Consider the following 12,924-nt stretch of genomic DNA (forward strand, 5'->3'; position numbering starts at 1 on the left):
GGCAAATCTCAGAGGGTCTTGAAGTAGCGCTCCACCAGCTGGGCCAGCACGGAGTCGAGAGTATCCTGCACTTCCCCCAGCTCCCGCCCCAGGCGGCGCAGAAACAGGCTGGCCTGCTCCTCGGTCAGCTTGCGGCCGTCGATGAAAAACTCCTGCTCCGGCAACTGCTTGTCATAGCGGGGCAGCAGGGTCCAGTTCACCAGCTCCGGCTCCACGGCGGCGAAGATCTTGGCGGCGGCAGCGCAGAAGGTCTCGATGTGCGCCTTGCCGTCCGGCCCGAGGCAACCGGGCTCGACCCGGATCTGGATGGTCAGTTTCTTCTCTGTGGTGGGCTGGGTCGTCATCTTGCTACATCCATGCATAAGGTATCCGTCTTGGATTGTAAGCGATCGGGCACAAGAAAGGGGAGCCTGGGCTCCCCTTGTCGCATGTACCGGTTTACTTGGCGATTCGCTTGTCGTGGTGGGAACTATGCGGCTGATGTAGAAGCCGCACTTGTTTGCCCTGTTACTTGGCGATGCGCTTGTACTTGGCGCGATGCGGCTGGACGGCCTCGGCGCCGTAGGTCTTCTTCTTCCACTCTTCGTATTCGGTGAAGTTGCCCTCGAAGAAGGCGATCTTGCCCTCGTCCTGGTAGTCCAGGATGTGGGTGGCGATGCGGTCGAGGAACCAGCGGTCGTGGGAGATGACCATGGCGCAACCCGGGAACTCCAGCAGGGCGTTCTCGAGGGCGCGCAGGGTTTCGATGTCCAGATCGTTGGTCGGTTCATCCAAGAGCAGCACGTTGCCGCCGGTCTGCAGCAGCTTGGCCAGGTGCAGACGGCCGCGTTCACCACCGGACAGCTCGCCAACCCGCTTCTGCTGATCGGCGCCCTTGAAGTTGAAGCGGCCTATGTAGGCGCGGCTCGGGAACTCGTAGTTGCCGATGCGCAGGATGTCCTGGCCGTCGGCGACTTCCTCGAACACTGTCTTCTTGTCGTTCATGCTGTCGCGGAACTGATCCACCGAGGCCAGCACCACGGTCTCACCCAGAGTGATGGAACCTGAGTCCGGCTGCTCTTGACCCGACATCATGCGGAACAGGGTCGATTTACCGGCACCGTTCGGACCGATGATGCCGACGATGGCCCCCTTCGGAATGGAGAAGGAGAGATCGTCGATCAGCTGGCGGTCACCGTAGGACTTGCAGAGGTTTGCCACCTCCACCACCTTGTCGCCGAGGCGCGGTCCGGGCGGAATGAACAGCTCGTTGGTCTCGTTGCGCTTCTGGTAGTCGTTAGTGTTGAGCTCCTCGAAGCGAGCCATACGGGCCTTGGATTTGGCCTGACGGCCTTTCGGGTTCTGGCGAACCCACTCCAGCTCTTTCTCGATAGACTTGCGACGAGCCGCTTCCGTGCTGGCTTCTTGCGCCAGACGGGCATCTTTTTGCTCCAGCCAGGAGGAGTAGTTGCCCTCCCACGGGATCCCTTCGCCGCGGTCCAGCTCCAGGATCCAGCCGGCCACGTTGTCGAGGAAGTAACGGTCGTGGGTGATGGCCACGACTGTGCCCTCGTAGTCGTGCAGGAAGCGCTCCAGCCAGGCCACGGATTCTGCATCCAGGTGGTTGGTCGGTTCATCCAGCAGCAGCATGTCCGGTTTTTCCAGCAGCAGGCGGCACAGCGCCACCCGGCGGCGCTCACCACCGGAGAGGTGCTTGATCTGGGCATCCCAGGCCGGCAGGCGCAGTGCGTCGGCCGCGCGCTCCAGCTGGTTTTCCATGTTGTGGCCACCCTGGGCCTGGATGATGGCTTCCAGCTCGCCCTGTTCGCGGGCCAGCTTGTCGAAATCCGCATCCGGGTCGGCGTAGGCCGCATAGACCTCGTCCAGTCGGGCCATGGCGCGTTTCACTTCGCCGACCGCCTCTTCGACCGCTTCGCGTACGGTCTGCTCCGGATCCAGCTTCGGCTCCTGCGGCAGGTAGCCGATCTTGATGCCGGGCTGCGGACGGGCTTCCCCTTCGATCTCGGTATCAATGCCTGCCATGATGCGCAGCAGGGTCGATTTACCGGCGCCGTTCAGACCCAATACGCCGATCTTGGCGCCCGGGAAGAAGGAGAGGGAGATGTTCTTGAGAATATGACGCTTGGGCGGCACTACCTTGCCGACCCTGTTCATGGTGTAAATAAATTGAGCCATTGGCTAATTCTCTTCCTTTTCAGCAGGTTAATGTCTTGGCACTAACAGACTGATGTCGTGGTGGGGCCAGGTCGACGCGGGTCAACCGGGTTCCAAAAAACCCGTCGATTGTAAACCAATGGGCGAGGGGGGGGCAAAGGTGGCACCCGGTCAGCCATCCCCTTTACCGGGGCCATCACAGCCTGCTGCAACGGGCCGCCAAACTTGGCATGATGAAGGCCCTGTTTACCCCGGAGTTTGCATGACCAGCCTGCCTTCAGCCCCGCCTCTGGCGGCCACCCTCGCCGCCATGGGGCTGTCACCCGTCATCGGTGAGCCGCTTGCCGGCCGCCTGCCCCGTTTGACCTTGCAGCCGGGTCAGCCGCTGCTGGCCCAGGGGGCGATACAGGAGTCGGCTTTCTACCTCGAGCGAGGCATCGCCCGCGCCTGTCACTACGCCCGGGACGGGCAGGAGCGCTGCAAGGAGTTCTACTTCGAAGGGGAGCTCTGTCTGCTCTACGACAGCTGGCTCACCGGGTCGCCTGCCCGCTACCAGCTGGAGGCCGTTACGGCGCTGCAACTGGTGCGGGTACCGCTCGCCCTGCTGGACCAGCCCGCCTGGCAACCAGTCTGCATGGCCCTGCTGCGCCAGCAGCTGTGCTACAAGGAGCGCAAGGAGGCCTTCTTGCTGCTCCACTCCCCCGAAGAGCGCTACCGGGAGCTCTGCCGCACCTTCCCCCACTGGCCGGCGCGGCTCACTCAGGTGCAGCTCGCCAACTATATCGGTATCAGCCCGGTCACCTTGTCGCGGATCCGCCGGCGCATTAACACGGGTTAATGCCGCGCTTCGTCCATCCCCGCCATGCTGGGCCCCTCGCACAGGCCTGGAGTGGGGATGATGTCGCTGTTTTTGTGGTCACAACTGGTGGTGAGCCTGGCGCTGCTGCTGGATCTGCTGTCGTTTCAGCTGCGGACGCGCCGGGCCATTCTGGCCTGCCTGGCGCTCTCCTGCGCCCTCAATGGCGCCCATTTCGCGCTGCTGGGACAAGCGTCGGCCGCCCTGCTGCTCTGGCTGGCGAGCCTGCGCTTCGTGGTCAGCATGCTGGCCACGCGTCGCCTCTTGATGTGGCTTTTTATGGGGTTGTCCTGCCTCGCGGTGCTCGCCACCTATCAGGGACCGCTCGCCTTGCTGGGGTTGCTGGCCAGCCTGCTGCAAACCCGGGCTGCGTTTTGCCCGGATGATCGCCTGCTGCGGCGCTGGATGCTGCTGGGTACCCTCTGTTGGCTGGCCAACAACCTGCTGGTGGGGTCGCCCGTGGCGGCGCTGATGGAGGGGCTGTTTCTGGTCAGCAATCTGGTGGGCTACTACCGCCACTATGGGCGCAGGGCATGTCCGGGGAGTTGATATCGGCTGCGGGAGAAATCGTGGGGCAAGTCCTGCCTGATAGGGATTACAAAGTAGGGAGGCCGCCATAGTGGCGGCCTCCCTGGCTTATCAGGCTTTGTTGAAGCCGTTGATGAGCGCCTTTGCGTAATCGATGACGAACTGCTGGCAGTGGATGGCGGTCTGCGGATCGAACTCCTCGTCGTGCAGATCGGTGTTGGAGAGTACCCGGATACCCACGAAGGGCACCTTGTAGGCCTCGGCTACCAGGGCGGCGGAGGAGGTCTCCATCTCTTCTGCTGCCGTGTTGTAGGTCTGATGCAGCCAGTTGATGCGGGCGACCTGGCGGTTCCACTCGTCGGCGGTGCCTATGATGCCGGGGACCACCCGACCGTGACGATAACGGTCGGCCATGCCGAGGGCGCGGCCGACCAGCTCGGGATCGCCGGCAAAGGCGGTGTGTTCCACCAGCTTGCCGTTGTCGCGCAGGCGCATGGTGACATCGAAGTTGTGCCATCTGCTCGGGTCGACGCCTTGCTCGGCGGGCGTCAGATCACTGCGGTAGGCCCCCATGTTGAAGCTCTTGGTGCCGATGACGATGTCACCCCGGTGCAGTGCCGGATCGTGGCCGCCCGCCGTGCCCTGATTGATGACGAGGCGCGGCTGGAAGCGCTCCATGGCGAGGGTGGTTGCCGCGGCGGCATTGGCCAGCCCCACCTCGGTGCGGGAGACGACCACCGGATAGCCCGAGAGGGTGCCCTGCCAGTAGGTCCAGGCGCCCACGGCCAGCTCTTGCTTGTCCTTGAGGGCGGCCACCAGGGTCTCGACTTCGACATCCATCGCCCCCTGGATCAGGATGGGGGCGGGAGCCGAGTTGGCCGCCACGACGGCGGAGGAGAAGAGGGTAAACAGGGTGAGCAGGCGCGAGCAGCGTTTGATGAAATTCATGGATTACCTGTAGAACGTGCGAGAAAGCGCCGGATCCTACCGAAAGGCAAACGATTGCGCAAATGTGGGTATGGTTTTTGTCAATAGCGGGCCGCCAGTGAGCCTGGCTCAGGGCTGCTTGTGGCCGGCGAAGTAGAGCACCCGCCGCACATATTGCTGGGTCTCCTGATAGGGGGGGATGCCGCCATACTGCTCCACCGATTTTTCGCCAGCGTTGTAGGCCGCCGACATCAGGGTCCAGTTGCCGTCGAAGTGGGTGTGCAGCCACTTGAGATAGGCCACGCCGCCCTTGATGTTCTGCTCCGGATCGAAGGGGCGGGTCACCCCAAAGCGCTGCTGGGTCTCGGGGATGAGCTGCATCAGCCCCTGGGCATTCTTGGGGGAGACGGCGCGGCTGTCGAGGTTGGATTCGGCGATGGCGATGGCCAGCACCAGCCGTTCGTCGATGCGGTGGCGCTTGGCGGCGTGGCGCAGCATGGTGGCCAGCTTCTGCTTGGCGGGCGACTGGCGGGCCAGATAGGCCTCCAGATTGAAGGGGGTGGTGGGAATGGCGGCGAAGTAGCCGCCGGATCCACCGACGCCGCTGCCGCACTGATCCCCCATCACGGCATTGCCGACCCGGCTGTTGTAGTAGCGGGCGGCCTGCTGGTTGCCAAGGCGGATCGCCATGGCCAGGTAGGCGTTGGCCATGCGGGGGTTGCGAACCGAGCCCGGGCCGGTGGCGAGCAGGCGGCCGATGCGAAAGTAACCTTCCGGGTTACCCGTGGTGGCTGCGGCGCAGTAGAAGTGGATGGCCTGGGTCAGGTTGCCCTGACTCTGTGCCTGCTGACCTTTCTTCAGTGCGCTGAGCGCCTTGGGCGCCTGTCTGAAATCCCTGCTTTGCGCCGCTGCCTGCCCGGTGCCGGCCAGCAACAGCGATAAAAAAAGCAGCAAAAACAGCCTGTTTTCGCTGGAACTCGACATGGATTCTCTCCTGTTGGGGTACAGAAGATATAGGGGAACATGGCCTGCTCCGCCATTAATCCAGTGGATCCTGTTGTTATGGATCCGGGTATCCAGAGATCAAAACGGTATGGAACCAATGAAGGAGGCTGATGCGGCAGGGGTTGGCGACGGCTCATAAGGGTCGCCGCCAACAAAGGGGTTGCTAGATAAGTTGCCCCTGGCCACCATCGGCACCATCGGCACCATCGGCACCATCGGCACCATCGGCACCATCGGCACCATCGGCACCATCGGCACCATCGGCACCATCGGCACCATCGGCACCATCGGCACCATCGGCACCATCGGCACCATCGGCACCATCGGCACCATCGGCACCATCGGCACCATCGGCACCATCGGCACCATCGGCACCATCGGCACCATCGGCACCATCGGCACCATCGGCACCATCGGCACCATCGGCACCATCAGCGCCATCAATACCATCAGCATCGTCCATGCCGTCGGCACTGGCATCACTGCCCGGTTCCGGGAGCCACTGGCCATTGTCCGCCGGCGGACAGTCATCACCGGCCGGGCAGGGCGTGCGGGCCTGCAGCGGGGCGCCGTGCAGGCAGCCAAGCAGCAACAGCAGAGAGTAGAGGGTACGAGTCGGTTTCATGGAATTGACCAGGCATAAACAAGGAGAGAAGAGAGGGGCCTTGCTGACCCCTTTAGACGTCGAGGTGATAGGGCTGCTCGTCCGTCTCGGCGGCGGGCAGCTGACGATACATCAAGCGGATTTCGCTCACTACCCAGAGCGAGAGCAGGCCGAGCAGGCTCAGCAGCGGCACCAGGGTGTGGCTCTGTTGCAGTCCGTAGGCAGACAAGGCGGCGCCCAGCAACAGCAGAATACGGATCATGAGATGACTCCTTCTCATCATGGTGAGGGCGCGGATGCATGCCCGTGTGGCACCAAGTGTGGCCAGTATACCCCAGCCGGTGCCCGGCAAACCGCCATCCGCTTCACATCCCCATCCTAAGGGCGGAAGTGGAGGCAGTGAAGCGCCATCCGCTCCAGATTCTCATCCTAAGTGGGGAGGCGGCGAAGCGCCATCCGATTAACTCATCAATCCGCAGTCGGCCGGTTCATCTGCGCGCTCATGGTGTCGATGAAGTGGCGGATCGCCACCGCGGCCGGCTGGCCGTCGCCGGGCGGGGCGTAAAGCACGCAAAGATCGGCGGGGATCGCCTGCTCGAGCCGGATGAAGCGCACGTGGGGCCACTTCTGGCGGGCGTAGCTGGCCGGCACCAGCGCCACTTGCAGGCTGGTGGCCACCACCGCCATCAGGGTGTTGGGTTCGACCACCTCCTGGTTGAGGTGGGGGTAGAAGCCCTCCACCAGACAGGCGTTGATGATGAGGTCGGTAGAGGAGGAGTTGGCGCGGCTCATCAGCACGAACGGCTCCCCCGCCAGCTCGGGCAGGGAGACCAGCTTGCGATCCCGCAGCGGATGCTCGTCCGACACCACCAGCACCATGGACTCGCGATAGATGGTTTCGGCCAGCAGCGGATGGATGTTGACGGTGTCGGCGAAGCGGGCGAGGCCGAGGTCTATCTCCTTGCGCGAAAGCGCCTGTTTCTGCCGCTCGGGGGAGAGCTCGGTGAAGGTGATCTCGAACTCGGGGTGGCGCTGGTGACACTGGCGGATCACCTCGCCAAAGCCGGCCCAGAAGATGGAGCTGACCAGCCCGATGCGGATCTGGTTGCGCTCCATGCGCCCCGCCTGCACCACCCGGTTGAGGCCGCTTTCCAGCACGTCGAACAGCAGGGCGCACTCGGCCTGCAGCAGCCGGCCGGTGGCGGTGAGGCTCACCTGGCGGGTGTGGCGCTCGAACAGCGCCAGCCCCAGCAGGGACTCGAGTTCCTTGATCTGGGCGCTGAGCGGTGACTTGGAGACATTGAGCTGCAGGGCGGCCCGGCTGAAGTGTCCCTGGCTGGCCACCGCATGGAAGTAGCGCAGCATCTTGAGGGTGACGCGATCGCGCCAGTGACTGTCGAGGGGCAAGCGACCTCCTTCGGTGGCTGATTGAGGGCCGGGTGCGATCCCCGTCAAAGTTTGCGCGGCCGGTGCGGGCGGCAGCAGGGCCGCTGCGCGGCGGATGGTCGATCCGGCTCACACCTTTGCCGGCCTGTTTTGACCGTGCCGGATCAGGTTGGCGGCAAAGCGGTGCCAATCAGCGCCATTCATGCCGCTTCCTTTGGTTTTCAGCCATTTCCCGGCGGGAAATTGTGCTGAAAATTGGGATAGTCAGGCCGATTTTAACGATTTTTATCGCCCAATACCTCCCCTAGAGTGAGCGCCATGTCCCATTTACAGCCTCAAGAGGTGCAGCTCATGCAACAAGATCCGGTACTCAACGCCGTCGCCACCATTCTCGCCCGCAAGCCGGGTTTCGCCCCCCGTGCCGCCATGATCCTGGGCTCCGGCCTCGGCGTGCTGGCCGATGCGCTGGAGGAGAAGGTCACCATTCCCTACGAGGAGCTGGATGGCTTCCCGGTCAGCACGGTGGCCGGCCACAGCGGCGAGCTGGTGCTCGGCAAGCTGCACGGGGTGGACGTGGTCTGCATGAAGGGGCGCGGCCACTACTACGAACACGAAACCATGAAGGTGATGACCACCCCGGTGCGCACCTTCAAGCGGCTGGGTTGCGAGCTGCTGCTGGTGACCAACGCGGCCGGCTCGCTGCGCCCGGAGCGGATCGGGGTCGGCTCCCTGGTCATCTTCAACGATCACATCAACACCATGCCGGGCACCCCCATGACGGGCGCCAATGACGAGGTCTACGGCCCGCGCTTCTTCAGCCTGGCCAATGCCTATGACAAGGCATTGCGCAGCGAGGCGCTGGCGCTGGCTGAGCGGGAGGGGATCGCCGTCAATCAGGGGGTGTTCGTCTCCTACAGCGGACCCTGCTTCGAGACCGCGGCCGAGATCCGCATGATGCAGATCATCGGTGGCGACGTGGTGGGGATGTCGGTGGTGCCAGAAGTGGTCAGTGCCGCCCACTGCGCACTGCCGGTGCTGGCCATCTGCGCCATCACCAACATGGCGGAGGGGCTTGGCGACGTGCAGCTCTCCCACGAGCAGACCCTCAAGTGCGCCAAGCTGGCGGAAACGGACTTCATCCGCCTCATCAACGCCTTTATCAAGCACCACTTCCAGTAAGCAGGGAACGACCAGGAGGTCAGTTATGTTTGCAGCAGGATTTCTCGGTATGGCGGCGCTGATCCTCATCGCCGTGCTCGCATCGACCAACCGCAGGGCCATTCGCCTGCGCACCGTGGGGCTGGCGCTGGCCTTGCAGGTCGCCATCGGTGCCCTGGTGCTCTATGTACCGCTGGGGCGCCGGGCGCTGGAGGGGATGGCCCACGGGGTCGACGCCGTGCTGGCAAGCGGCAAGGCGGGCATCCACTTCCTGTTTGGCAACCTGGTCAACTTCTCGGTGGACGGCATCGGCTTCGTGTTTGCCCTCAACGTATTGCCGCTGGTGGTGTTCTTCTCGGCGCTGATCGCCGTGCTCTACTACCTCGGCATCATGCAGCTGGTGATCCGCTTCATCGGCGGCGCCATGGCGCGCCTGCTCGGTACTTCCCAGACCGAATCCATGTCGGCGGTGGCCAACGTCTTCGTCGGCCAGAGCGAGGCGCCGCTGGTGGTCAAGCCCTACATGCCCAAGATGAGCGATTCGGAGTTCTTCGCCGTCATGTGCGGCGGCATGGCCTCGGTCTCCGGCACCGTGCTGGCGGGCTACGCCATGATGGGTGTGGACATGCAGTACCTGCTGGCCGCCTCCTTCATGGCGGCGCCGGGCGGGATCCTGTTTGCCAAGCTGATCATTCCCGAAACCAGCCAGCCGGACTATGTGTTCGACAACAGCATCCAGTTTGACGGCAAGAAGCCGGAGAACGTGCTGGCGGCGGCAGGCGAGGGGGCCAGCAGCGGCCTCAAGCTGGCGGCGGCCATCGGCGCCATGCTGATCGCCATGATCGGGCTGGTGACCCTGGTCAACACCCTGCTGGGCGGGGTGGGAGAGATGGTGGGCATGCCGCTCTCCCTCGAGCTCATCCTGGGCTGGATCTTCTCGCCGCTCGCCTTCCTGCTCGGGGTGCCGCTGGCGGACATCGGCATCGCCGGGGCCATGATCGGCAAGAAGCTGGTGGTGAACGAGTTCGTGGCCTACAGCGACCTCTCCCCCTACCTGAAAGACGCCAGCACTGTGACTGCCGCCGGCCTGCAGGTGCTGGAGGAGAAGTCCAAGGTGATCATCAGCTTCGCCCTGTGCGGCTTTGCCAACCTGGCCTCCATGGGGATCCTGATCGGTGGCCTCGGCACCCTCTGTCCCTCCCGCACCGACTTCATCGCCCGCTACGGCCTGCGTACCGTGCTGGCTGCCACTTGTTCCAACCTGATGAGCGCCGCCATCGCCGGGATCTTCTTCTCCCTGGCCTGAGCGTCCCATCCCTTGTTCCGGGGCGCTGCGGCGCCCCTTCTTATCCCGACAGGAGCCTTCCATGATTTCAGCTACTGCTTTTGCACCTGCCTGCGCTGCTACCGAGGCCGCCAGCCGGGCCATCCGCTTGATGGACCTCACCAGCCTCAATGACGATGACCACGACGCGCGCATCATCGCCCTCTGCCACCAGGCGCAGACCCCCGTCGGCAACACCGCCGCGGTCTGCATCTATCCGCGCTTCGTGGGGCTGGCCAGGCTCACTCTGGCAGCCCAGGGCACCCCCGAAATCAAGGTCGCCACCGTGGTCAACTTCCCCCACGGCGACGATCAGTTGGATGTCGTGCTGGCCGAGACCCGCGCAGCCCTGCTCGATGGCGCCGACGAAATCGATCTGGTGATCCCCTGGCGTACGCTCAAGGCGGGGGACGAGACGCCCGCCCGGGCGCTGGTGCGCGGCTGCAAGGCGTTGTGCGGGCCGCGGCTGCTCAAGGTGATCATCGAGTCCGGCGAGCTGCAGGAGCCCGCGCTTATCCGCGCCGCTTCTCTGCTCGCCATCGAGGAGGGGGCCGATTTCATCAAGACCTCCACCGGCAAGGTGCCGGTCAATGCCACCCCCGAGGCGTGCCGCACCATGCTGGCAGCTATCGCCGAGTGCGATGCGCAGCACCGGGTGGGCTTCAAGGCGGCAGGCGGGGTGAAAAGCGCGCAGGAGGCGGGGGAGTATCTGGCCATGGCGGCCGCACACTTTGGCGATGAGTGGCTGGTTGCCGAGCATTTTCGCTTCGGTGCTTCCAGCCTGCTCGGCCAGTTGCTGGCCACTATCGAGGGCAAGAAGCCGGTTGCTGCCGACGGCAGTTATTGAATCATTCCAATCCAGTGCGGCGCCCCGCGGGGCGCCCCTTTGCACAGGTGCATGCCATGTCCCATCCCCGTTTTCATTTTGTGCAGGCCCACGGCAAGGTGCTGCTGTTCACCCTGCTCATCAGCCTCTCCTTCCCCATCGGCAGCGTCCTCACCGCGGTGCTGGACCCGCTGGTGGTCACCTGGGCGCGCTACCTGCTGGCGGCGCTCACCTTCGTGATTCTGCTGGCGTGTCAGCGCCGTCTGGTGCTGCCTGCGCTGCGGGATCTGGGGCGTTATACCCTCATCTCGCTGCCGGCCCTCTGCTACTTCGTCGCCATGTTCGTGGCGCTGCAGGAGACCAGCGCCCTCGATGCCAGCGCGCTCTACACCACGGTTCCCCTCATCAGCGCGTTGGCCAGCATGCTTGTGCTGCAGCGCCGCATCGGCTGGTCGATGGCGTTCGCCCTGCTGGGGGGCATGGTGGCGGCCGCTCTCATCATCTTTCGCGGCGAACTGAGCCAGCTGGCGAGCCTGAGCCTCACCCCCAGCAACCGCATCTATCTGCTCGGCTGCGTGGGGATGGCGCTCAACCCCATAACGGTGAAGCGCTACTACCGGGGCGAGTCCTTTGCACACCTCACCTGCTGGACCCTGATCTGCGCCACCCTGCTGCTCACCCTGGTGGCTGCGCCGCGGCTACTGACAACCGACTGGCAGCAGGTGTCGCTGCCGCTCTGGATCGGCCTTGCCTATCTGGCGCTCTTTGCCACGGCACTCAGCTTCTTTTTGTTCCAGCAGGGGAGCGTGGTGCTGCAGCCGGAGCAGGTCTCGGCCTACACCTACCTGATCCCGGTACTGGTGCTGTTGATTGGCATGCTGAGCGGGGAGGAGGTGATCTGGCGGCAGGTGGGCTGGGGAGTGCTCGGCGTGCTGCTGACCATGGCGGTCATGGTGCTGGTGCCCGCTCGGCAGGCACGCCGTGCCTGAATGGGTCAGCGGGCGGGCTGGTAGTAGTCGAGATACCAGCGCACGAACGCGGCGACCCCTTCCTTGATGGAGGTGGCGGGGCGCAGGCCAGTGAGGGTGTGGAGGGGCTCGCTGTCGGCCCAGGTGGCGTGCATGTCGCCCGCCTGCATCGGCAGCATCCGCTTGATGGCGGGCTTGTCCAGCGCCTGTTCCAGCGCCTCAATGAAGTCGAGCAGCCGCACCGGCTGGCCATGACCGATGTTGAGGATACGGTAGGGGGCTGCGCTCTCGGCCGGGCTCTGCTCGCCGGCGTGCCAGTGAGGGTTGGGGTGGGGCGGCAGCTCGGCGACGGCGAGGATCCCCGCGACGATGTCGTCGATGAAGGTGAAGTCGCGGCTGAGATCGCCCTGGTTGTAGACGTCGATGGGCTCGCCCGCCAGGATGGCGCGGGTGAACTTGGCGATGGCCATGTCGGGCCGGCCCCAGGGGCCGTAGACGGTGAAAAAGCGCAGCCCCGTGGTGGGCAGGCCGTAGAGCGCCGAGTAGGCGTGGGCCATCAGCTCGCCGCTCTTCTTGGTGGCGGCATAGAGGGAGACCGGGTGGTCCACCTGCTGATCGGCACTGAACGGCAGCTGCTCGCCCATGCCGTAGACCGAGCTGGAGGAGGCGTAGATCAGATGCCGGATGCCGTGCTGGCGGCACCCCTCCAGCACTGTCAGCATGCCGGTGAGGTTGCTCTCGCTGTAGGCAAACGGGTTTTCCAGGGAGTGGCGCACCCCCGCCTGGGCACCCAGGTGGATCACCCGCTCGAACCGCCCCTCGGCAAACAGGGCGGCCATGCCGGCCTGGTCCGCCAGCTCGCCCTGCACGAAGCGAAAATGGGGGAAGGGGGTCAGCATCGCCAGGCGAGCCTCCTTGAGGCTCACTTCGTAGTAGTCGTTGAGGTTGTCGAGCCCCACCACCTGATGACCCGCCTCACACAGCCGTCTGGCCACGTGAAAACCGATAAAGCCGGCGGCGCCGGTGACCAGATACTTCATGGTTGGGGTCCTGTGCAGATCATGGTGCTCCTGACGGTGATGGGAAAAGGGGGGGCGCGCTTTGTAGCAGAGCCGGCGCGTCTGTGCCATGGCAAACCGCCCGTGTCGGCGCGACGGGGACGGTTCAGGCGCGGCATGCTGCATCTTG

Annotated in this window: 14 protein-coding genes; 7 read left to right on the top strand and 7 right to left on the bottom strand. The window is 64.4% G+C overall.

Translation table 11 applies throughout. The features are described 5' to 3' along the window. Window positions 1-8: 8 nt before the first annotated feature. Both ACPDZI_RS04435 and ettA read right to left on the bottom strand, forming a co-directional pair. Window positions 9-344: a hypothetical protein gene (locus tag ACPDZI_RS04435; protein ID WP_207137052.1), complete on the bottom strand. Its 336-nt coding sequence runs from the start codon at window positions 342-344 to the stop codon at window positions 9-11. 163 nt (window positions 345-507) lie between these two features. Beyond that, the gene (gene ettA / locus ACPDZI_RS04440) at window positions 508-2,175 is read right to left on the bottom strand and encodes an energy-dependent translational throttle protein EttA (protein ID WP_207137051.1); all 1,668 of its coding nucleotides are present in this window, start codon (window positions 2,173-2,175) and stop codon (window positions 508-510) included. Window positions 2,176-2,416: 241 nt separating this feature from the next. Between ettA and ACPDZI_RS04445 the strand changes: the two genes are divergently transcribed. Together ACPDZI_RS04445 and ACPDZI_RS04450 are read left to right on the top strand one after the other, a co-directional pair. Further along, complete coding sequence (locus tag ACPDZI_RS04445; protein ID WP_438834082.1) at window positions 2,417-2,992, top strand: Crp/Fnr family transcriptional regulator; 576 nt, start codon at window positions 2,417-2,419, stop codon at window positions 2,990-2,992. Between the two features lie 57 nt (window positions 2,993-3,049). Continuing rightward, a complete protein-coding gene (locus ACPDZI_RS04450; protein WP_045528090.1) occupies window positions 3,050-3,559 on the top strand; it encodes a YgjV family protein in 510 nt (169 codons plus the stop codon). Window positions 3,560-3,649: 90 nt separating this feature from the next. Here ACPDZI_RS04450 and mtnN read toward each other — a convergent pair whose 3' ends face one another. Further along, window positions 3,650-4,486, bottom strand: a complete 837-nt coding sequence (gene mtnN, locus ACPDZI_RS04455; protein ID WP_438834083.1) for a 5'-methylthioadenosine/S-adenosylhomocysteine nucleosidase — start codon at window positions 4,484-4,486, stop codon at window positions 3,650-3,652. A 108-nt stretch (window positions 4,487-4,594) separates the two neighbouring features. Beyond that, window positions 4,595-5,449: a lytic transglycosylase domain-containing protein gene (locus ACPDZI_RS04460; RefSeq protein WP_029303826.1), complete on the bottom strand. Its 855-nt coding sequence runs from the start codon at window positions 5,447-5,449 to the stop codon at window positions 4,595-4,597. Between the two features lie 181 nt (window positions 5,450-5,630). Here ACPDZI_RS04460 and ACPDZI_RS04465 point away from each other — a divergent pair, with 181 nt between their 5' ends. Next, complete coding sequence (locus ACPDZI_RS04465) at window positions 5,631-6,113, top strand: hypothetical protein (protein WP_438834084.1); 483 nt, start codon at window positions 5,631-5,633, stop codon at window positions 6,111-6,113. Window positions 6,114-6,147: 34 nt separating this feature from the next. On the opposite strand, the gene ACPDZI_RS04470 is transcribed toward ACPDZI_RS04465, so the two are convergent. Further along, window positions 6,148-6,336: a hypothetical protein gene (locus ACPDZI_RS04470; RefSeq protein ID WP_438834085.1), complete on the bottom strand. Its 189-nt coding sequence runs from the start codon at window positions 6,334-6,336 to the stop codon at window positions 6,148-6,150. A 206-nt stretch (window positions 6,337-6,542) separates the two neighbouring features. Further along, window positions 6,543-7,481 carry a LysR family transcriptional regulator gene (locus ACPDZI_RS04475; RefSeq protein WP_276842024.1) on the bottom strand — a complete coding sequence of 313 codons (939 nt, stop codon included), beginning with the start codon at window positions 7,479-7,481 and terminating at the stop codon, window positions 6,543-6,545. 330 nt (window positions 7,482-7,811) lie between these two features. On the opposite strand from ACPDZI_RS04475, the gene xapA reads away from it, so the two are divergent. The 4 genes from xapA (at window position 7,812) to ACPDZI_RS04495 (ending at window position 11,757) form a co-directional block, all read left to right on the top strand. Beyond that, window positions 7,812-8,639 (top strand): xanthosine phosphorylase, encoded by an 828-nt coding sequence (gene xapA / locus ACPDZI_RS04480; RefSeq protein ID WP_146062062.1) that lies wholly within the window; start codon window positions 7,812-7,814, stop codon window positions 8,637-8,639. Window positions 8,640-8,664: 25 nt separating this feature from the next. Further along, entirely contained in the window at window positions 8,665-9,924 is a 1,260-nt protein-coding gene (locus ACPDZI_RS04485; protein WP_029301694.1) for a NupC/NupG family nucleoside CNT transporter, read from the top strand. Window positions 9,925-9,985: 61 nt separating this feature from the next. Further along, complete coding sequence (deoC, locus tag ACPDZI_RS04490; RefSeq protein WP_438834086.1) at window positions 9,986-10,789, top strand: deoxyribose-phosphate aldolase; 804 nt, start codon at window positions 9,986-9,988, stop codon at window positions 10,787-10,789. A 56-nt stretch (window positions 10,790-10,845) separates the two neighbouring features. Then, on the top strand, window positions 10,846-11,757 hold the full coding sequence (locus tag ACPDZI_RS04495; RefSeq protein ID WP_438834087.1) for a DMT family transporter: 912 nt from the start codon (window positions 10,846-10,848) through the stop codon (window positions 11,755-11,757). A gap of 5 nt (window positions 11,758-11,762) precedes the next feature. On the opposite strand, the gene ACPDZI_RS04500 is transcribed toward ACPDZI_RS04495, so the two are convergent. Further along, window positions 11,763-12,776: an NAD-dependent epimerase gene (locus ACPDZI_RS04500; protein WP_438834088.1), complete on the bottom strand. Its 1,014-nt coding sequence runs from the start codon at window positions 12,774-12,776 to the stop codon at window positions 11,763-11,765. Window positions 12,777-12,924 lie beyond the last annotated feature (148 nt).

Source organism: Aeromonas oralensis (assembly GCF_049665575.1).
Lineage (GTDB): Bacteria > Pseudomonadota > Gammaproteobacteria > Enterobacterales > Aeromonadaceae > Aeromonas > Aeromonas hydrophila.